This is a genomic window from Planococcus sp. ISL-109 (genome assembly GCF_018613655.1).
In the GTDB taxonomy this organism is placed as follows: Bacteria; Bacillota; Bacilli; order Bacillales_A; family Planococcaceae; genus Planococcus.
On sequence record NZ_JAGGPW010000013.1, the window covers coordinates 1 to 21,137 of the forward strand.

The 21,137-nt window shown below is 37.0% G+C and carries 16 protein-coding genes and 2 pseudogenes; 6 read left to right on the forward strand and 12 right to left on the reverse strand.

The genetic code is table 11. The features are described from left to right. Positions 1-126, forward strand: a 126-nt coding sequence (locus J7E21_RS10340) for an SDR family oxidoreductase (RefSeq protein ID WP_215107347.1), incomplete at its 5' end; no start/stop codon positions are given. Positions 127-345: 219 nt separating this feature from the next. After that, positions 346-897, forward strand: coding sequence for a hypothetical protein (locus tag J7E21_RS10345; protein WP_215107309.1), 552 nt, complete (start codon positions 346-348; stop codon positions 895-897). Between the two features lie 331 nt (positions 898-1,228). Here the strand turns inward: J7E21_RS10345 and J7E21_RS10350 are convergent, their stop codons facing one another. Beyond that, positions 1,229-3,175 (reverse strand): PhoX family protein, encoded by a 1,947-nt coding sequence (locus J7E21_RS10350; protein WP_215107311.1) that lies wholly within the window; start codon positions 3,173-3,175, stop codon positions 1,229-1,231. Positions 3,176-3,386: 211 nt separating this feature from the next. Between J7E21_RS10350 and J7E21_RS16555 the strand changes: the two are divergent. The 4 genes and pseudogenes from J7E21_RS16555 to J7E21_RS16300 all read left to right on the forward strand — a co-directional run. Continuing rightward, a pseudogene (locus tag J7E21_RS16555) lies at positions 3,387-3,656 on the forward strand (transposase); the annotation flags it as partial. A gap of 177 nt (positions 3,657-3,833) precedes the next feature. Further along, on the forward strand, positions 3,834-5,372 hold the full coding sequence (gene istA, locus J7E21_RS10355; protein ID WP_215107313.1) for an IS21 family transposase: 1,539 nt from the start codon (positions 3,834-3,836) through the stop codon (positions 5,370-5,372). Beyond that, positions 5,369-6,124, forward strand: coding sequence for an IS21-like element helper ATPase IstB (gene istB, locus J7E21_RS10360; protein WP_215107316.1), 756 nt, complete (start codon positions 5,369-5,371; stop codon positions 6,122-6,124). Before istA (J7E21_RS10355) ends, istB (J7E21_RS10360) begins: the two co-directional genes overlap by 4 nt. Before the next feature lie 131 nt (positions 6,125-6,255). Then, a pseudogene (locus J7E21_RS16300) lies at positions 6,256-7,342 on the forward strand (transposase); the annotation flags it as partial. A gap of 172 nt (positions 7,343-7,514) precedes the next feature. On the opposite strand, the gene J7E21_RS10375 reads toward J7E21_RS16300, so the two are convergent. The 11 genes from J7E21_RS10375 to J7E21_RS10425 all read right to left on the reverse strand — a co-directional run bounded on the left by J7E21_RS10375 (position 7,515) and on the right by J7E21_RS10425 (position 21,013). Next, positions 7,515-8,360 (reverse strand): HNH endonuclease, encoded by an 846-nt coding sequence (locus J7E21_RS10375; RefSeq protein WP_215107327.1) that lies wholly within the window; start codon positions 8,358-8,360, stop codon positions 7,515-7,517. A 90-nt stretch (positions 8,361-8,450) separates the two neighbouring features. Then, positions 8,451-9,317, reverse strand: coding sequence for a hypothetical protein (locus J7E21_RS10380; RefSeq protein WP_215107329.1), 867 nt, complete (start codon positions 9,315-9,317; stop codon positions 8,451-8,453). Continuing rightward, the gene (locus J7E21_RS10385; protein ID WP_215107331.1) at positions 9,314-10,339 is read right to left on the reverse strand and encodes an ATP-binding protein; all 1,026 of its coding nucleotides are present in this window, start codon (positions 10,337-10,339) and stop codon (positions 9,314-9,316) included. Before J7E21_RS10385 ends, J7E21_RS10380 begins: the two co-directional genes overlap by 4 nt. A 67-nt stretch (positions 10,340-10,406) precedes the next feature. Then, the gene (locus J7E21_RS10390) at positions 10,407-11,435 is read right to left on the reverse strand and encodes a phospholipase D family protein (RefSeq protein ID WP_353047768.1); all 1,029 of its coding nucleotides are present in this window, start codon (positions 11,433-11,435) and stop codon (positions 10,407-10,409) included. A gap of 159 nt (positions 11,436-11,594) precedes the next feature. Further along, positions 11,595-12,344, reverse strand: coding sequence for an IS21-like element helper ATPase IstB (istB, locus tag J7E21_RS10395; RefSeq protein ID WP_215107333.1), 750 nt, complete (start codon positions 12,342-12,344; stop codon positions 11,595-11,597). After that, entirely contained in the window at positions 12,337-13,890 is a 1,554-nt protein-coding gene (istA, locus tag J7E21_RS10400; protein ID WP_215107335.1) for an IS21 family transposase, read from the reverse strand. Before istA (J7E21_RS10400) ends, istB (J7E21_RS10395) begins: the two co-directional genes overlap by 8 nt. Before the next feature lie 822 nt (positions 13,891-14,712). Then, on the reverse strand, positions 14,713-15,894 hold the full coding sequence (locus J7E21_RS10405; protein ID WP_215107337.1) for an IS256 family transposase: 1,182 nt from the start codon (positions 15,892-15,894) through the stop codon (positions 14,713-14,715). Between the two features lie 126 nt (positions 15,895-16,020). Next, the gene (locus J7E21_RS10410) at positions 16,021-16,371 is read right to left on the reverse strand and encodes a hypothetical protein (RefSeq protein WP_215107339.1); all 351 of its coding nucleotides are present in this window, start codon (positions 16,369-16,371) and stop codon (positions 16,021-16,023) included. Positions 16,372-16,823: 452 nt separating this feature from the next. Then, the gene (locus J7E21_RS10415; protein ID WP_215107341.1) at positions 16,824-17,789 is read right to left on the reverse strand and encodes a TIR domain-containing protein; all 966 of its coding nucleotides are present in this window, start codon (positions 17,787-17,789) and stop codon (positions 16,824-16,826) included. A 26-nt stretch (positions 17,790-17,815) separates the two neighbouring features. Continuing rightward, complete coding sequence (locus J7E21_RS10420; RefSeq protein WP_215107343.1) at positions 17,816-20,239, reverse strand: ATP-binding protein; 2,424 nt, start codon at positions 20,237-20,239, stop codon at positions 17,816-17,818. Positions 20,240-20,416: 177 nt separating this feature from the next. Beyond that, positions 20,417-21,013: a DUF1643 domain-containing protein gene (locus tag J7E21_RS10425; protein WP_215107345.1), complete on the reverse strand. Its 597-nt coding sequence runs from the start codon at positions 21,011-21,013 to the stop codon at positions 20,417-20,419. Between the last annotated feature and the right edge of the window lie 124 nt (positions 21,014-21,137).

The window sequence follows — 21,137 nt, forward strand, 5'->3', positions numbered from 1 at the left end:
CAACCTAGAGGAAGTTACGGGCAACCAAGTGAGATTGCAGAAGTTGTTCTGTTCTTAGCTTCAGACAAAGCATCCTATATAAACGGTGCAGAAATAGTCGTAGATGGCGGCTACTCATTAAAATAAGCGGATTTAGGGGACAGGGACTTTGTCTTAAGACAAAGTCCCTGTCCCCTTGTTCATGCTACTATGATTGGCCTGGACTTTAGGATAGCGTCTATATATGAGTCTAGCATATTTTCTATGTAGGCTGTATGGTCACTTGATGCATGGATTTTCTTTAATGTTTTTGGTAGTTCTTTGCCATTAAAGATGTATTCAATTTACGAAGAAATAAAGATTCTCATGTCTAAGATTAACAAGATTACATGCCAAATTGATAAACTATTGAATGCTCTACTTGATGAGGAAATACCAAAAGAAATTATTAAACCAAAAATGGTCTCTTCTCAGGAACAAAAGAACCAATTGGAAAATCGCCTTAAATCGTTAAATTCTGAAATAACGGAAGCTGATACTTCACCTGTTGATTATGATTCTATACAACGATTATTAGGTGATTTTCAAGGTTCTCTCTCACTGGTTGAACCTGAAAAACAGAAGGTGCTGCTCCGATTCATCATTAAAGATATCCGTATAAGCTTAGAAGCACCACGTGGTATTGGCCGTCATATTACAAGGATCAACCTTTTCTTCGATTTCACAATGGAGTCTATGGAGGACTGCTTTGAATTACTGAAAAAGATATATCCCGACCTCGGACAGCAGCTAAATATTTGGTCAATAAGCTCTATTTCAGCTAATAAATATAAAAGGGACCTGCTAGAGTCCCTTAATAGTTTACCTTTATTTATGATACGGTTCACCGTGATATATCTAAATGAGGTTTGTTATTAAGATTTATTATTTAGAACACGGCCAATATTGGTTTTCCCTAATTTTCGTACCGCTGTCCAATAGAGTGCACCTTGTGCCGTTGACCACATATCTCCATTATTAAAATAATCAAGAAGTTACAATAAATTTTTCCGTATTAATTTATCATATTAAAACTAAACTCCTCAGAATTCTGATAATAATTCGACATTAAAGAAGGTTTTGATTTTAAAAGCCATGAAAGAAAAAACCGCACCTATTAGGGTACGGTTTACTGCAAGCACATATATTTCCTGCTGCATCAGTTGCTGATACTTAAATTCTTGTTCGTTCAATTAGCTTTTTCCGAAACTTATTTTCCTTTATTATCTATTTCTAAGTCTTTTTGATATTTACCATTATTATATTTTGTTAAAGAAGGTATACCAGAGATATAACCAATACCCCCTGTTTTATTAATGCCAATTTGTTCGTCAATAGCTTTAACTAATTCATCTTTGTTAACAGCTGTTATTGACTTACTATCTACTTCATCACCAGGGTGTTGGAAATTACTGAAAATGTATGAGAAACCATTGCGGTCATCTGCAGCAAATAATCCTGTTGCTTCCGCTCCTGCGGGGACAGATAAAATTCGTTCTAATTCTTTCGTGTCAACATTATATGCCCAAACAAAGTTATTTGTGTGAGCACCGCTATCTTCACCAATAAAGAGGGTTCTCATTGCTTCAGAATAACTTAAGTTATCTGGATTCGCTACTTTGTCTACATTTGCAGTGTTTCCATATGCATCAGCTTTAGGAAGATCCTCCCCTACTACCAATCCATGCATTGATGGCGCTACATAAGAGCTATCAATAACTTTTCCTCCACTATCCTTTTGCCCACCTTGCAAATCTAATTCATAAGTTACACCAGCTTTAATTTTTGGTAATTGGATATGGTCTGCCGGTTCTTTTCCTGTTGAATCTTTTTCCATGCCCTTACTTTGATTGGCAATAGCAATATATACTTTTTTATCCTTTTCGTTTAACGTTACACCTTCCATTTTGTTAAATTCAGTAGTCGCACCAAGCATTGCTGCGTATCGGCGTGTTTCAAGGAAGGCCGCTTCTTTTTCTTTACCAGGTTTAAGTTTTAGATATTCTGTTTGACCATATGAATATTGTTTTATCGCTGTAAAACCTTCTTTTGGTACATCAGAAGTTTCAAAAATATCATTGAATGTAATGCCGCTATCAATAATATTTTTCACTTCTTTATCCGTTGCATGTCCTAAATTAACCCATTCTAAGTCTCCTGAACCACCATTCTCAGTTCCTGTTTGTTTAAATTCCGCTGCGTATAGTGTACCCGCTGATAAATCTTTTGCTTTATCGGCTACATACATAAACATTCCTGTATTACCGCCATCATCACCGTAAAATACAGTTTTGTTATCCGGCATTACTGTAGCTAACTCATGGGAGAAACGTCCTGTGCTGTAATGTTTTACAACTGATGCTTCACCATTCTTATCTACAGTAATTTCAGGGGTGTAACCATAGAAATAAGGATTAGCCTTTGCTTTATCTCCAAAATATAATTGAGCAAATGTCTCAACTTGACTTCTTGTTTTTGATGTAGGATCTGCAAATTGGCGAGCATCCGGCTCATATTCTTCTGAACCTAAGTGTGTATTCCAAGGTGATAAAGATCCATTACATGGAATCCAAAGTCCATTTACTGCTGAAAAATCAATTTTTTTAATATTGGCAGCTTTAAGTTCCCCTGTTTTTTTGTCTTGTTCCATCTCAGTTAAAGACATAGATGCTGGAACTAAACCGTAAGCTGATTGACCAGCAGCATCAATTGATTGATATTCATAATGTGTAACCATATATAGTTTGCCGTCAATTGGCATTAATAAACTATTTGCATCCGGAGCATCTGAAACAAAGTATTTTCCATCTGTACTACTTGGATCAACGATTGGATTTCCGTTCACATCAATCGGTGTACCTGCAGGGATTTTTTCCCCTTTAACTGTTGCTACCTCATCTTCTGATTTAAAAAGGTAGTTATAAGACAACGGAAATGTTTTTACTTTTCCATTGCTATATTTCACATCAATCGTTGCAGTTGTATACGTTTTTACCATTTCATCAATAGTTGATGGTGCTTTCATTCCATTAAATTTAACAAATTCTACTTTACTTTTATCCTTAGCTGACACTGCTTCCGGTGATAATGCTGGAACTGCAATAGCTAAAGCAAGAGCTAGAGTAGCTCCTGTTTTCACAAGTTTCTTATTAATCATCTAATGATTCCTCCTAGTAGATTTATATTTACTATTTAATTAAACCAAAACTATATAAAGGGGGCGTTAATTTTTTGTGTTAATATTATTAATTTCATAATTCCGAGCCCTTGCGGCTCTAAGCGTGTAACGGCATGAAAATAGAGCACCTCCCCAAATCCTGTATAATGGTAGTCACCACAACAAACCAAATCAGGAGGGAAAGCGCTCTATTCCTATTATAAGACAAGATAACCTATTTGACATGCATGAATTATTTGAGATGGAACCTACCCACCGATTTAATGCCTTTTTCTCGACGCTGGAACTGGGTCCGCTTCTTCGCATCTTTGACAAGAAGACGCATCGAGGTGCTCCGAGAGAGTTGAACTACGGTGCCATGATTTATTCGTTGATCGCTCGTGTGGTGGAGCGAATTCCAACGATAAAATTATTGGTTAAACGCCTGAAACAAGATCCCTTTTTCCGTTTCGATTGCGGGTTGAATATTGCATAGTGAATGAGCCACGTATGCGAAAAATTAAACCATCAATTGCGGAAGATAGAGCCACCGTTTGCGGAGTAGAGAGCCACAAACATATTTTCACGATAAATACCTCCGGTATACTTAAGGGGCATGCCTAAAAGCATGACACTTGTGTAGAAGGAGGATTTTTTTATGGTTAATTATCGGAAGATTCTGGGGATGGAGTTTGACGGCATAAGCCAGAGGACAATCAGTTCCAGTACCGGCCACTCGCGAAATACAATCGCTGAAGTTGTCCAACGGGCTAAAGAAAGAGGATTAAAGGGCTTAGAGGATTCCATGAATAATCAATGGCTTGGGACTTACTTATTTCCTGAGAAACAAGCAATTGAAAAGGGATACTGCCCTGTTGATTTTGAGTGGGTCCACAAAGAACTTCAAAAGAAAAATGTCACCCTGACGCTCCTGCATAATGAATATGCAAGTGCAGCTAGAGAAGGTGGAAAAGTTCCTTATGCCTATCGGACATTCGCTGAAAAATATGGGAATTTCGCAAAGAAGCATAAGCTGACCATGCCAATCAGAAGAAAGCCAGGCGAGATCTTAGAGGTGGACTGGGCAGGAACGACGCTTAAAATCATGGATAATTCGACCGGCGAGGTTATTCCAGCATATGTGTTCATTGCAACTCTTCCTTACAGTCAGTTGAGTTATGTAGAGGCATTTCTTGATATGAAATCAACTTCCTGGTTGCGTGCACATATTCATGCATTCGAATATTTTGGAGGAGTTACGGAGGTCTTGGTACCTGATAACTTGAAGACGGGCGTGACGAAGGCCTACCGGAGCGATCCGTTGATCAATGAAGCTTACCGGGAATTAGCCGATTATTACCGGGCGGTTGTGGTGCCCAGTCGCGTCAGAAAGCCGAAAGACAAAGCGAGTGTAGAAGGAACTGTCGGATACATATCTAGGCAGATCATTGCATCATTACGCAACTACCAGTGTTTTCATCTAGAGGATTTGAATGCGCGGATCTTTGAAAAGCTGGAAGAAATCAATACGATGAATTTTCAGAAGCGCGAGGGTTCTAGGGTGAAAGTGTTTGAAGAAGAGGAGAAGAGCCACCTTCACCCTCTGCCCCCAACACGGTTCAAGATGACGGAATGGGCAACTGCCAAAGTCCAACCGAACTACCATGTTCAAGTGGACTATAAGTTCTATTCCGTCCCTTATGAATACGTCCGCGAGGATGTCGATGTCCGAATCACTGCGGATGTAATTGAATTGTACTTTAAAGATGTGCGGATTGCATCCCATCCACGCAAACAGAAATCGGAAGATCCGTATGCCACAAATCCGGATCACATGCCAGATCACCATCGACTTTATCTCGACCATAATCCAGAAAACAACCGGAAATGGGCGAAGAATGTCGGACCGAATACGGAACGACTGGTTGAACATATCCTAAAAACGAATGTCGAAAAGAAAGCGTTGAATATATTGAACGGATTGAGAAGTGCAGCTTCTAAAAGAACGGACACAGAGCTTGAGGAAGCGACCAAGACGTTACTGGAGATATCCTCACATCCCACCGTTGCCGTTTTAAAAAGCATCTTGGAGAGACAGAAGAAAAAGCAAGCGGATAAACAGCTAGTTCAGGAATCACAAACAGAGGACTATGGTTTTACCAGAGGCGCTACCTATTTTGGGAGGGATAAAAAATGATCAACCAAGAAACCTTAAGAAAGCTAATGGACATGAAGATGAGTGGAATGGCGGATTTATATCAACTACAGAATGAAAATAAAGACTTCCAGGGCATGGATTTTGATGACCGCTTTAACCTGTTGGTGGATACGGAATATGATCGCAGAAGGTCGAATAAGCTGGATCGACTGATTAAACAGGCTACGTTTGATGACTCGAGCGCAGCCGTTGAACTGATCGAGTATCACGCTGACCGCAAGTTGGATAAGCAGTTAATCTTAGAGCTGGCGTCCGGCACCTATATTCAGAAGCATCATAACATTATCCTCATGGGCGCTTCAGGCAACGGGAAGACGTGGATATCAAATGCCTTCGGCATTCAGGCCTGCCGGCAGTTCTACAAGGTAAAATATATCCGACTGCCTGAACTATTGGATGAACTCGCTGTTGCGAAACATGAGGCGGACGGAAGTTTTCGCAAACTGATTCAAAAATACAGATCGATTGATTTATTGATATTGGATGAATGGCTCCTGAGTGAGCTGTCTCAAGATCAAGTGCTCCATGTTTTAGAAATTATCGACGCGAGGCTCAAACGGACTTCTACCATTTTCTGTTCGCAGTTCTCGCCCGAAGGGTGGCATTCCAAACTGGGACAAGCCCAGGTGGCTGATGCAATTCTCGATCGGATTGTCCATGACTCCTATAAAATACTGATCGATGGCGACATATCAATGCGTGAACGACATAGTCTAGTCGCTCATCGTTGACCATATAATAGAAGAGAGCCACCGGCGAATTTTAACCAGTGGCTCTCTTCTATGCATTCACTGGCCTCATTTTCCGCACTTAGTGGCTCAAAACTCCGCACACGTGGCTTTTTCGTTCCGCAATACTCAGCGGGTTTCTGTTATCAGATGACGTACCATCTGAAGCTTCTTATTCACGCATGATTGCAGCAATCAGTGAAACCGATGCGCTGTCGAAAGTGCAAGACGTTCTTGTGGCTCTAGCGATCCAGGAAGGCTTCATCACGGAAGAATCCCTGGCCATTGATGCCACACATTTTGAAGCACGCGACAAACCGGAAGCGTCTGTGAAAAAGGAACAGCCAGCACCAAAAAACGGGGGCGAAAGCCCAAAGATGAGCAAGCAGCTTGGCAGGTAGCCAAGCAAAAACAGCAAGATGAAAAGACGACCTATGAAAAGGAGATTGTCCATCAATTGGATGTATCAACCGAAACGCTGGTGAACGAGATGCCGATTGCCCCGAAATGGGGCGTCAAGAAAAACAGTGACGGAAAAAATGTGTATTGGTTTGGATACAAGGGCCATTTGGCCGTAAGTACCAAGAGCCAGTATATTGTCCGGGGACTCATGAGTTCCGGTAGCTTGAACGATGGGAAGGCGGCCATTCCCCTACTCAAACAAATCCAGCAAACGATGCCGAGTCTCTTCCGGGCCGGACTCATGGACAAAGGATATGATTACACGCCGATTTATCAACAATTGCAAAAGATGAACCTGTCCGCGGTCATTGGATACAACCCGCGAAGAGAAGGCGAAGTCATTGGTTTTGATGAGCATTTCGCCCTCACATGTGTACGGGAACATTCTTTTCGCTATGACAGTTATGATGCCAAATACGAAACGTTGAAATATTCCCGTCCCAAGGAATGTGCGACGTGTCCGTTGAAGGATGATTCCTTGTGCCAAAAAGTGTATAAGATTAAAAGGTCAGTAGACCTTCGGAAATATACATCGCCCGACAGAGGTTCCTTGAAATGGTCCCTGTACTATAAGCAACGCGCTGCAGTGGAGCGCGTCAACGCCTATTTGAAGGAGTACTTTGATTTGAATAACGTTCGGCATCGTACGGGCAAAAAGCGAAAGTCCATTTTCAACTCGTTACATTGATTTACAACGCATCACGATTGGCGACGGATCGATTAAAAGCAGCCAAGCAAGCCGTTTTAGCGGCCGCTTAAATTCAAAAAAACAGGAAAAATGATCGGTAAAGCTGTCCACACTTTTTTAAAAGAACGATTTATGAAATTGATTCAAGACAATAATGAATTCAAAGAATTAAATACTTTTTAACTTTTAACTAAAAACCTAATTTACTTATGATAAGGCTCTCCGTATTGCAGCTAAGTGAGGTTAATACCAAGTCTCATATTTAATGGAAACTTTCCAAGCATCTCCGCTTTTTTCACTATTACATTCTCTACAAAGCATTTGAATATTTGTAATATCATTAAAACCATATAGATTTAAAGGTACGATATGGTCATAATTTTCTAGATTGCCTATTGCTAAAATCCCACTTAAATCTTTATTACAATGCGTACATCTCCCTCTGTCTCTAAAAAACACTGCTCTTTGAACCCACATAGGAATATTTTTTCTATACAATTTAAAGTTGGTTCTTACAATGTCTGTTAAATTATCAGCTAAAATTATTCTTTTAGCATCTTCTTCATATAAACACCCTTCTAGATAACTTGATAACAACTTATTGAATTTCTGTAGAAACTCTCTATTTAAAAACAATACATAAAATACGTCTTTAGATAATTTATATATAACTTCATCAAAAGCATCTTCTGTAAATAAATATTCATAGTACATTTCAAAGGATTCACGACTAACATTACAGTCTTCCTTTTCACTCCAAACCATAAAGTTCTCGTGATTTAAATCATACTTATTTAATACCACTTCCAGAGGAGTTATATATGTTGGATTGCTGGAATCCCAATTCTTTTTTTCTCTACAATTTATATTGTCTAATTCACTAGCTTCTTCTACAAAAATAGACCTGATTACAAATTCTATAAACTCATGTAATACACTTTTTTTATTAAAAGGCATTATAAAATCTAAAATTCTATATTCTCCACCAAATAAATCATCTAAATTCCTTAAGTAACTAAATGAATTTTCACAAACATTCTGTACAATGTTGGCGTAATAATAGGTGTTATAATATTTCATTTCCATCATAAAAACACACTTCCTTTTGTCAAAAACGAGTAGTTAATAAAAAGAAGACGAGTAAGAACTAATATTCACTATTTCTTTTTTCATCACTTTTCAGTCATTAAGGAATTTATGCTTGAAATTTTCTATCATGTCGTAAAATTCGTCTTGGCTCATGTTCACATACATTTTTTTTAGTTGATGTTTTCTAAAGTATGTTACTTTTTTATATGATAATTTACATGCTTTTATTAGTTCCCACCTATGCATTTTTTTCACTTTCTTATCTTTTACCTCTCTGAAGCTCATCATTATAAATAATTCTTCGTATTTCGATAGAACTGCAAAAGCATAAGCAATTGGAATAAAAAATATTGATAAAACTATAGGGATCAAGAACTTTACTAGCAAATCAATAGTATTCAAAGTGACATAACTCTCAATTGCTACTTTGATTGTTATTCCCACAATTGTAAAACCTACCGCTGTTAAGATAATTGACAATAAATTTTTTACTTTGTACCATTCTTCCTTTGTATTAGATACAGCATCTAACAAAACCAAAAAGGTTAAACATGGTATCAGGATCAACTCAGCAACAATGTTAAACGTAAATGTACTCATTAGGAATTCTATAATGACAATAAATTTTAAATTATTCGATAGTATTCTTATAAAAAATTGATCGTCGTTCTTAATAGTAATAGCTCCAAAACAAACTGGTATACCTGCAAAAATTACCCAGAAAGTTACATTCTTAAGATATACCCATTCCCAAAAGTCCAGGTTCGAAGCCCAGATTACCAAGACTATAGAATAAAGAACTATAACAAGGAACGGAATAAATATTTTCTTAGTTGTTGTTGATATTATCAACTCAAATACTGATTTTCTTAGCTTAGGATTTAAGAGAATAATTACAAGAACGATCGTTAACCAAATTGCACTTGCAATCTCACGACTAGTAAATATGTTCATCATAATTTTTTAGACATTTGACTCTTCAGTCTTTTCGAAGCAGACGAAGGCGAATCATTATATCCTTTACTTGAAGCCTCTTTCTTAGCCTCCTCCAATATTTCTTCGAAACTAATATTATTTAAATTTTCCAAATTAATTCTCATTCGAATTAATGTGCCTGTAATATCACAATCTTCAACACTTTCTTCAGAAAGGTTATAGGTTATAGCTTTATTCCCCGATGCAATACTAAAATAACCATTAGTCTTTTCAACAATTCTTCTAACAAGTGTAAGACCATAACCTGAGTTTTTATAATCTTCAGGAGCATACGCATGATTCGATAATGCAGATAGACCTGGTATCATTGCCTTTTTAATAGCATCTTCATCAGTTGGTTGATCAAACCAACTCTCCTCAATATCAAATGGCACCGTTTTTACTAATCCAACCCCTAAATCAGCGATTGCTACTTCCACACTATTGGTAGCTGGATAGAATTGAGAACCATAATAAAATTGCTTAGTTTGTGAATGGTCAAAAATATTTCTAATCATTTCTCTCACAACGAATTCAAATAAATTTTTAACTTCTTCCTCACTATCCCTACCAAAGTCCTTAAGCATCTTCGTAACAATATCGCTTGAAATCTCATCATAGTAAGTTTCAATTGTTTTGCTTTGGGATTGCAACGAATCAAATAATTCAGTTAAAACTATTTTTGCAGGAGCAATGTAGTTAGGTCCTCTGCTAAATGAACGTGCATCGGAAAGCCCTAATTTTTGAAAAATCCCCATAGTTTCCCCATACGAAATAGCATCTCTATTCAAACTTTCAATTGATTCAAGCTTATGAGCTATATCATCTTCTTTTAATCTATCAATTGTGGAGAGTAGGATAATAGCTCCAGCTGGTTCGATAAAATTGAGCGAAGAAAAATCGAAAATTAACTCTACTGAATCCTCTAGGTAGAAGTTTTTTTCCTTAAGATGCTTTGTCATTCTCATCATATTATCGTATTTCATATTGACTATACTGACCATAATTTCCCCCCTAATTCAAATCTTATTTCCATTTTTTTGAACTTTTTAATTGCATACCAGAAATTTTCTATATTGAATCTTCAATTATTCCGATTACATGGTTAGCAAATTCTTCAGTCAATTGAATCTTGTCTGATCCATACTTTAATCCATTGAGGTTGTTTCCTTTGTTATTTTTCGTTATAGGTACATCGGAATTGTATGATTCTTGTATATTTGAAAGAGTGTTGTCAAAAGTATTCCAGCTTTGACTATAAGCTGGACAAAGGTTTTTCCCTTTAACTTCCCATGGCCATCTACTAGAGGTTCCTTCCAAGTAATAAGGCCCTTCAATAACCTCAAAGTAGCCTAATAACTTTGTCGTTCCCACCCCATAACAGATAAGGATATCCCCCTCCCTTACAGAAGCAGGTCTTTTTTTAGAAAAGTGAAGCTCCTGTATACCAGTCGACAGCTTTCTGTTCTCAGTAAAAGGATCGTCCGATACTCCAACAGGCTTGATAAAGTAACGCTTGTCAGAAGTGTCTACATGCTTTTTTTTACTGAATATATCGTTGACAGTTAAACTTATTTTTGGCTCTTTCTGAACGGGATACATTCTCGAAAAGACATCAATTTTTTTAATTACTTCTTCTAATTCACTTGTAGACAAGCTGCTCCTCTCTACACTTTGAACTTCCTTAATCAACTGCATCAATTGATGTCTATCGTCAATTAAAATTCCCCACTCATGATTGGTTTTTAATCCTGCATTAGTAAAATTAGCAGACGTAACTATACCCTGTAAGGGATTTCCTGATTTTAAAGCTATATATATCTTTCCGTGTAAGTCGTTATCAATATAGACACTATTATTGATATTATTCTTTTGGCAATTCAAGCAAAAGGAATGAAGTGAGTTCGATTTTTTTAATAAATCAAGATCATTATCCTTCAAAGTAGTGGTCAACGAGATATGTTTAATACCCGTCTCGTTCAATTGGTTAAAGAAATCATCAAACGATTCCATTAAGAAGGGACTCACGATTTTAAGTTCATCTGCATCCACAAGAATATCTTTAATATCACTGTAATGATTTGAATTGATTACGGCCACGAATTTTTACCATGTCTGCCATCTTATTTACCACCCAGTGCCGTTCGCTTTACCACCATTTGTCATGCGTTTTACCGAAACAACCACAAAGCCCTACAGACCTATAGTTATAAGTCTGTAGGGCTTACTTTTTCTAACTGTGCCTCGGGCACTGGGTTCTTATTTCTGTCCTAAACCATGGCGCTCGCGCATTGAGACCTCTCCATCAATCATTATCTGGTAAGAATCATGGATAATTCGGTCTAGAATTGCTTCTGCTATCGTTTCGTTCCCCAACTTCAAATGCCATCCACTCGGATCGATTTGGGAACAGTAAATAGTGGAGGCCATTTTATGACGGGATTCGGAGATCTCAAGTAATATTGCGGCCTCATCAGTCGATAAATCGGTCAGAAGCCATTCATCGAGGATGAGTAAATCTACTTTTGTGTATTTTTTGATGAGTCTTCGATAACTGCCATCAGCTGCCAGCTTCGCTAGCGTCAGCTCATCAAGCAGTTCGGGCAATCGAATATATTTCACTTTAAAGGATTGCCGACAAGCTGATACACCGAAGGCAGTCGCAAGATATGTTTTTCCGGATCCTGTCGGACCCTTTAAAATAATGTTGTGGCCATCCAAGATGTAAGCACCACTTGCCATTTTCAGAACTTGCTCTTTGTTCAAGCGGCGATCTGCGTGATATTCGATATCTTCTATGCAGGCATTGGAATTTAAAAAGGAAGCTGCTTTAATCAAACGCTGGAGTTTATTGCTTTTCCGGCGTGAGTGTTCTAAATCGACAAGTAATGAAAAGCGCTCATCGAAATCCATCTTTTGAAAATCTCGGTTGGAAACCTGCTCCTCATAGGCTTCTGCCATTCCATTCAATTTCATTTCATTCAACTTGGTCATCGTCTGCTCATTCATTCTTATCCGTCCCTCCGTAATAGCCAGCTCCCCGTATGAAGCCATAATTTTTGTTAGTGCTTTCTGTCTTTCTTTTCAGTTCCTGTTCTGCATCGCTTTTCTTATTGTTTGCCAATAGTGTCTGTATACTTTTGACCGTAGGTCTAGCAGTCATGGAGATAATCATCTTACACGCTCGCTCGATCTCATATTTGGAATAGCGTCTCTCTGTTTTCTTCAACGAAAAGATCGATTGTAAGGCTAACCTTTCCGGTGCTTTTTCTAATAGATAGCGGACAACTTTTACGGTGTTCTCACCGATGCCCTCCGCCCATTCCTTCGCATTTTCTGGTGTCTGATCGACATAAAGTTTATGGTTGTCGGGCATGTGATCGTGGACTGTAGATAACTGTCCGAACTTGCCATATAATCGTTTGTGAGAAGCGACCCGCATATGGTTGAAGTAAATCTCGACGAGATTATCCGTGAGTCGTATGTCGACTTCCCGATTGATGTATTCGTAAGGAGCTGAATAAAACATACTATCAACGGAGACATGGTAATCTGGCCGTACTTTAGCTGTCTTCCATTCAGACATTTTGTAAAATGTGGTGGGTAGAGGGGAAAGCGCAAATTTCTCCTCTTCTTCAAATGCAGAAAGCCGAGAACCCTGCTTTCGAGTGAAAGCTCTTTGGTTGAACTCCTCTAACTTTTCACTAAGCTCTTTATTCAATTCCTCAATACTGAAACACTGTGTGTTTCTTAGCGCTGCGATGATCCAGGTAGAAATAACACCTACAGAACCTTCGACACTTGGCTTATCTTTAGGAGCACCCACCCGCGCAGGCATGACGACAGTCTGGTAATGATCAGCCATCTCCCGATATGTAGGATTTAGCACGAGTTCACGGAGTGTATGCTTCGTGACACTAGCTTTCAAATTATCTGGAATAATGATTTGTGTGCTCCCGCCAAAATATGCATAGGCATGGTTATGGGCAGTGATCCAGGAAGACAAATTCATGGATAAGGTGGCTTCCGCATAAGACAATTGGCTGCACGGTAAGGTTGCCACAAAGACATATGCCTTCAATTTCTCGCCCGTATCCCGATCAATGATAAAAGCAGTGGAACCTGCCCAATCAACTTCCATAATCTCCCCAGGCTTCCTGCGAATCCGGAGGGTCGCTTTGTGTTTATTCGCATAGTTACTGTAATGGCGGACAAAGCTACGGTAAGAGTAAGGAACTTTCTTATTCATCCGGCATTCCGCCTCATATTCATGATGGAGTAGCGATAGAGTTACATTGGGCTTGGCCAATTCTTGATGAATGTAATCAAAGTTGAGTGGCTGTCTGCCTGAGGCTTCCAGAGATTTTTCAGGAAATAAGAATTCCTCGATCCATTTATCGGTCATCTCTTCCTCTAAAGGTCCTTTCAAACCTTTTTTCTCCGCACGTTCGATTACTTCCGTGACTTTCTGTCTGGAATTCCCAGTACTTGCCGAAATGCTTCTAAGGCTAAAACCCTCCTCCTTTAATCTTAAAATCCTTGAGTATTGAAGCATAAAAAAATACCTCCTATAAAAAATGTCACACCAAAAGGTGTGCACATCAATTATATAAAGGTATCGTTTCAATTGGTAAACATCGTGTCATTTAGTGGTAAATTCCTTGTCACTCCATGGTAAAAAAGATGGCAAGGGCGGCGCATTTTAGTGGCTGTAATCATTGAATGAATGTTATTTAATATTTTCATGATGTCAACTACCTCTCTAAATGGCAATATTACCCTTTACATAAGTATACATCTTTTGACTTCTGACTTTTCAGAAAACCAAAAATTTAAATTATTCGAAAATAAGATTAGCTCTAAATGAAGTTTTCTTTGATTTATTCCCAGACAAAAACAAAAAGAGCTAAGTCAAATGACCAAGCTCTTTTGCGAAGTTGCGTTACTAAAAAAGTCTACTAGCTCTTTACAGAACTAATCTGCCCTTGCTTAATTCGATTTAAAGCCGAACAAGGACACCGCAAGTTCAAAATAATTATAACTGAATTTACATTAATATTCAATATTCCAATAATACTTTAAAAATATCTTACTTGCGTCGAATATAATTTTAAGGAAACGCCAGCGAATATACGATGATGCTATAAGTAAGTTATCCAACTACCTTATATAAAAAACCTCACTTACTTATGATAAGGCTCTCCGTATTGGATCTAAATGAGAAAGACACTCTAAGTACCTGAGTGTCTAGTTAACTTTGTTATAAGTTTATCAATTTTATTAACATAAATAATATATAAGTATATTATCTGTCGAAATTAGAGAGCGTCAAGAATTATGTGTAAATAAGTAAATCCTTTTCTTGTATGTATGATGATTAAGCCTGCTTGAACATCTCAGCCAGCTCTGCGCGAGCTTTGTCGAACCCGATATGGCAACGGGTGGAGAAGTTCTGGTTGTAAATTTCAAACTGGGAAACCAGGAAGCGGTCCAAGGAATCCTCGTTTGGGAATTGCTCCTTGCGCTTGCTGTATTTCTTCACTTTTTTGTTGAACGACTCGATCAGATTCGTGGAATAAATGCTCCGCCAGATGGACTTGGGGAAGTCATAAAAAGTAAAGATAAACGGATTGGCTTCCAATGATTTGGTCACCTTTGGATAAGCGGTTTTCCACTTGGCGACAAACGTTTTGAGCGCTTCTTCACCTAGTTCCCGGCTTTCAGCCCGGTATACCGTTTTGAAATCATCACAAATCTCTGCCCGGTCCGAAACGCGGACTTTGTGGGAGATGTTGCGCGCCAAATGCACGCAGCACGCCTGATACTTGGCATCTGGAAAGACCGCAAAGATGCGGTCGGTAATGCCTTTCAAACCGTCGGAAATAAAGAGAAGCACCTCTTCGACGCCTCGCTCTTTGAGGTCCTGAAGGACTTCTTCCCAAACGAATGCGGATTCCGTCGGTGCCACTGTATAGGCCAGGACTTCTTTCGAACCATCCTCCCGGATGCCAACCGTAATATAGACGGCCTCTTTAGAAATGGTGTCGCGCTTGAGAGAAATATAGGTCGCATCCAAATAGACGCAAGCGTAGCGCTTATCCAACGGACGAGATTTAAACGCTTCGACCTGTTCGCTCATTGCTTTGGTCATATTGGAAATGGTTTGAGGCGTGTAGTGATGGCCGTACATCTTCTCAATCAGATCCGAGATCTCGGACATCGTGACGCCTTTTTGGAACATGTGGATGACAAAAGACTCCAGCGTATCGTTCGAGCGTTTGTAAGGTGCGACCGTCTGTTGGTTGAAGTCACCATTCCGGTCCCGCGGCATCGAAAGTTCCAAATCCCCATACTCCGTATGGAGTGTCCGCGTGTAGGCACCGTTGCGGGAGTTACCCGAATTGAAGCCGCTGCGGTCGTATTTCTCGTAATCCAGGAAAGCTGTTAATTCGGTTTGGAGGAGTGTGTTGACCGCCGTCTCCAGGTGTTTACGGAAAACTTCGGAGATGTCTTCTTTTTTTACTAGAGCTTGCATAATATCTGATGTAAACTGAGTCATAGGGAAGGCCTCTTTTCTGTGAATTGGTTGTGGTGACTTAATTCTACAAGAAAAGGTCTTCCTTTTTCTATTTATTCATTTACACAAGATATTTTACGCTCTCCGAAATTAATGAATGACAAAGTTTTATGGATTTCTCGAAAATCCATCTAACTCCTTTAATAGCAATTCTTTAATTTCAATTAATTTTTCTCTCTTCTCACGCACTATTCTTTTCCTTTCATCAATTACAGATTTATTAAAAGATTTATCAACCGCTTCTTTATATTCTTGCAAAGATTTTTTTAAAACTTTCAAAAACCAATCTAAAGTGTTGTAACGATTATTTAACCATTGCTTATCTTCTTCTGTTCCATTCACCTCATAATTAAGTATTAGACAATCTAACTCTTTTAGAATTCTATCACCGATAATAATCTCCTTAGGCGTTGAATGCTTAAAGTCATCGTTTAAGATTGGCTCATGTCCATATATCAATATTCGTTCAAGAAGAATAGCTAGCCCTGGATCATCAGCATTCGGATCTACTAAGACATAGAATAAAATTTTTTTTGCATTAAATAGTTTAAAAAGCGAGGTTTTCTCATGATTTTTATGTCTACCTTTTATTCCTTCGACACCAGTTGCTTTCCCGACATATATAACCTCTTGGTCTATGTCAATAATTGCATATACTCCAACTTTATTTGGTAAATTATTATGAACTTCTTCGTTCCACTCAAGTATTTTATCTAAAAAAGAGATTTCAATACTTTTTAGTCTATTAGGATGCTTTAGCTGATTTAAAAAATCTCCCTTGCCTAATATATTGATTTGGCTACTCAGTTAATTCACTCTCCAATTTTTATTCATTGAGACCATTCTTTCCAATCGTATTCTTTGTACTCAATACTCAATGATGTAATAAGTTTCTTTTCTATACAGCTTTATCATTCCCCTTTTATAACATCTTTCAATTTTTTGAAGTCATCCTTTTGAATTTGGTTAAACGTGCTCCCAATTTTATCTTTAAGTATATTCATAAATTCACTTGTCGACGGAATAATGGATACCAGTTTTCTTTTGTCGATTGTATATTCCGTAATGTACTCATAAGGAAGATCGGCACTTTTAAGTTTTTCAGTCATTTGTCTATCTTTCTCGTTCCAGTAAATAACGTAATCTAAACGCTTATCAGCATCATAAATTCCAGCTTCCATGTCGTAAACATTGTTTCCTTTGTAGTATTGGACATCTTCTTTATCTACTACTATGAACAGTAATTTCTCACTGAAATTAGAATCCTTCATTGACTCAGTAATCTCGTACATACAGTTTAATGACATCAAATATTTCTTCGTTACGATTGAGACAATGAAATCATGTTGTCTAATTGTTTTCATAAACTCATCTAAATTGTCTCTATAATCATTTACATTAATATCTCTACTTACACTAATGTCATTTTGCTTGTCCAAACTTTCTTCTACTAAATCTGCAAGATCTTTGTCTGCATGAGAATAAGAAAGAAATACCTTACTTACTTTCATTTCTACCAACACCCCATTCTCGTTAACTAAGTAAGGAATTCCTTGAGCTTTAACTAATTCTTTTGATTTATCAATCGACATATAATGAAGTAATGCTCCGTTATAATCAAATTCATTAACTATACAACTGATGTTTATATTTAATAATTTTATTGCTTCTTCTAATGGAATAGAGAATTTAGACTTTTTTATATGTAAGTTAATGCCATCATCATATATTCCTAAAACCATATCTCCACCGTTACCATTTGAAAAAGCAGAAATATATTTAGCTGTAGTTTCGGGTGATATGACCGGATGTATATATACTTTACCTTTTCTATCTTTTTCGCTAATGGCTTGTATAATTTCATCTTTTTTTCTCAACTTTATTACACCTCAGTAACTATATACTATAATTTTTTTAAAGGGATTCTTGTTATTCCGGTTGTCTTAAGAAGTTCTCCCAAAGTAATCTCTTTACAGCCATCGTCTTCTCCGTTATCAGTCCATAACTCATAATTTCCACTGTCCAGTACTTCTAATTCTTCTTCACCATAAAAAATGATCTGGTTGTTATCTGTAGGTCTTATAACAATTATTATCTCTTTTTCTTCTTTCTTAGCAGGAAATATTGTTTCTGAATAACTCCTACCTTTCCATTCTTCCAACGTTTCTGGTACAAAATATTTTTTGGATTCCTTAAGATTCCTATATACATTTTCTACACTTCTTAGTAATAAACTCGCGAAGTATTCTCTCATTTCTGGTGTAGAGGTGACAATATGCTTTAAAAGAGTACGGATTTCTTCCGTCCCCAAATCTGAACTTTCTAAGATATCTTTTATTTTTTGATGGTTGCTTAAATACTCATCTAAATCAATTCCATTACGCTCTACTTTCTCTGCAATGGCCATTCTTCGTAGTGTTTCTTTAGTAGAGGAAACTAACATTCTCTTAGGGAAAACTTTTGGGAAATATTTTTCTGATAAATCCTTTTCTTGTAAGAAAAAGTCATTCAACTTATTAAATATGACTTGTAACTCTTTTGTTCGATCTAAATTTTCAGACGTCTCATCTACTAGAATTTTGTTCACGTTATTATCAATTAATTTAGCAGCCTGCTCAGTGTTTACTCGTTCTGAGGAATCTTCTGAAAAATAATTTTTAAAGGATCCGATACATTGATTTAATAATTTCTTTTCCCACGAAGGTTTTAGCTCAAATAATATTCCCTTAATATCCTCTCTAATATCATCATCGTAATAAACACTTTTAATGTGATTGAAACTCTTGTGTTGTGTTGGTACAAAGACAGATTTAATTACTTCTTCAATACCTTCATCATCAATCCATAACGAATAGAATTTATCTAGCCATTCACACGCCTCTCTTTCATTAACAAAAGTACTATTAAAATCTGTAATAGTCTTATCCTCAAATAATTTATTAACTAGCTTCAGGTGATAGTTTCCACCAAAAACTTTTTTCCACCCCAAAAATGTCTCTTCTGTAGAAGTATTGAGATATATGCCCTCAGAAAAAATTTTCCAAAAAATCGTACTATTTTCTTCTTTTCTTGTTTTTGGTATATAGACTTGAATATCTCCTGCCTCGTTTAAATACGATTTTCGCTCGTAATTAGCTTTGGGCTTATTAATTCTTATTAGAGGACTTCTAGAAATATATTTAAAAATCTGATCGTAGCAATGTTCTTGTAGTCCTGTGTATTGGCGCTTTTCGAATATGCAAATGTTAAATTCATTCCTAGTAAATGTATTATTCGAACAAACATCTATTAAATTTTTATATAAAGAAATCGCTTCTTCTAATAAATCTCTATTTTGTTGATTACCATCTCTAATCGCATCTCGATCTTCCGTTACTCCGAAAAGAGCTGAATTAATTATAATAGGAAAAGCAAAATCCTCAGTTCCAATTAAAGGAAAATCACAAAACAACTTTGGTATATTATCAGATAAAGGCTTAAAAAAAATTAAATTTGAGCCTTTATCGTGTTCCACAGGACATGCAATAAGCACATTGTTTTTACTAAAACAAAATAAACTCTCAATATTGATATTGCTTTCATCTATCGTTTTTATTTGGATATGTGTCAAATTGTTATAAGTTGGATATGTTTTGCTTTGTGCTTTTTCAAACCTCTTACCATTATAGTTTACTGACTGAATAGTTTCGTTAAATGCTAAGAGATAAGGTATGGTTGCTAGTAAATCTTTTCCTCCTTGTTTTACTGCTTGCTTTGAATCTTGATTATTCCCTTTAATGTCATAAATAAATTTAGTTTTGTTGCTTGTCAGTACTTCATTACTACTTCTATCTAATTCTTCTAATTCATCTAACATTTGTATTGTTTGTTCTTTTATTCCGTTATAATCTCTTTTAGTTCGATTGATAGTAAATTTCATATTAGTAGCTGTTTTGTTATTACGAATAAAAGTACCTTCTATTTCTACAACATTAGATAATAAGAATGTAGACATAAAACCAGTACCAAATTTCCCTGTTAAATCTTCACCTGATTCTTCTTTTGTAGACACTTGGGTTATCAAATCTTGAAGATTATTGTAAGTAAATGGTATACCATCATGACTAAAAGTAATTCTATTATCATCAATCTCTAAGTTTATATTGATCGTTGATCCCTTTGGCGTGCAGTCTGAAGCATTTTGTATTAATTCCCATATCCACCTACGCCGAGTTTTGTTATTTTCTTCTTCTGAGCCTTCAAAAATACTATCAAATTCTTTTTTTATTTTTGAAGTACTAGAAGCGAGAGCAATATCTACTAACCTTCCATTGTATTCTTTTGCCATGAAGTACTATCAATCCTCTCTCAACTCATAATTCTGTGAGACTAAATCTTAACATTTCATTTTGAGCTTGTTCTTGAATTCAAGTTCTAGCTCTCTAATTCCATCCTCCAATAATTGAGGGCGTAAAATACCTTGTGTAAATGAATAAGTAGTAAAGAAACGAACAATATTTAGAACTTATTCTGTCTGTATTTGTTCTATAATCTCCTGTAAGTACCTTTCTTTATGGGTTGAAATTCTAGGATATGGGTGGTAAAACATATTTTTACCTTTAGCTTTAACACCGAATACTTTAATATTGGATTCTTCAATTACTGTAAGCCATTGTTCTTTTAACTTCTGTAATGTTGCACCTTTTTCAGTGCTCCAAGCCAGTAATACCCAAGGGTGTTGTTCCAATTGAAACTGGTTTATAATATCTATATTTTTAAGAGTAGCTTCTTTCAACCAGCTATCTTGTTTCACTGCATCTTTTGAAGATGTATTTTGTAAGGAGAAGAGATTATATATATGAAAGCGGCCATCTAAAGGAATTTTACTTGCTTGCTGTAAAATCTCAGCTAAGCGGAGCATAGTTTTATCAGGTACAATTTCTCCTGAAACCTCCCGATCATCTAGCACATGAATATCATCCTTAAAATTTGCCTTGCCCGGATTCAACATGATAGTTGAACCTATCGATTCACAAGAATGACCAAATTGAAGATATGCTGCTTTTCTACATAAATGACCATTGCTTCTATAGTAAGTGCCAAAAGCTTGGACTTCTCTCATTACTTCGCCTCTCCTATCTTAGGAACCTAGTTTCTTCTTCCGTTATTTTTTCAATTCTACGTACTTGAGTTAATTTCATAATTCCGAGCCCTTGCGGCTCTAAGTGTGTAACGCCAAGAAAATA

Coding starts and splice junctions, on each gene's coding strand:
- J7E21_RS10345 (WP_215107309.1), top strand. CDS start 346: ATGTCTAAGATTAACAAGATTACATGCCAAATTGATAAACTATTGAAT.
- J7E21_RS10350 (WP_215107311.1), bottom strand. CDS start 3,175: ATGATTAATAAGAAACTTGTGAAAACAGGAGCTACTCTAGCTCTTGCT.
- istA (WP_215107313.1), top strand. CDS start 3,834: ATGGTTAATTATCGGAAGATTCTGGGGATGGAGTTTGACGGCATAAGC.
- istB (WP_215107316.1), top strand. CDS start 5,369: ATGATCAACCAAGAAACCTTAAGAAAGCTAATGGACATGAAGATGAGT.
- J7E21_RS10375 (WP_215107327.1), bottom strand. CDS start 8,360: ATGATGGAAATGAAATATTATAACACCTATTATTACGCCAACATTGTA.
- J7E21_RS10380 (WP_215107329.1), bottom strand. CDS start 9,317: ATGATGAACATATTTACTAGTCGTGAGATTGCAAGTGCAATTTGGTTA.
- J7E21_RS10385 (WP_215107331.1), bottom strand. CDS start 10,339: ATGGTCAGTATAGTCAATATGAAATACGATAATATGATGAGAATGACA.
- istB (WP_215107333.1), bottom strand. CDS start 12,344: ATGAATGAGCAGACGATGACCAAGTTGAATGAAATGAAATTGAATGGA.
- istA (WP_215107335.1), bottom strand. CDS start 13,890: ATGCTTCAATACTCAAGGATTTTAAGATTAAAGGAGGAGGGTTTTAGC.
- J7E21_RS10405 (WP_215107337.1), bottom strand. CDS start 15,894: ATGACTCAGTTTACATCAGATATTATGCAAGCTCTAGTAAAAAAAGAA.
- J7E21_RS10420 (WP_215107343.1), bottom strand. CDS start 20,239: ATGGCAAAAGAATACAATGGAAGGTTAGTAGATATTGCTCTCGCTTCT.
- J7E21_RS10425 (WP_215107345.1), bottom strand. CDS start 21,013: ATGAGAGAAGTCCAAGCTTTTGGCACTTACTATAGAAGCAATGGTCAT.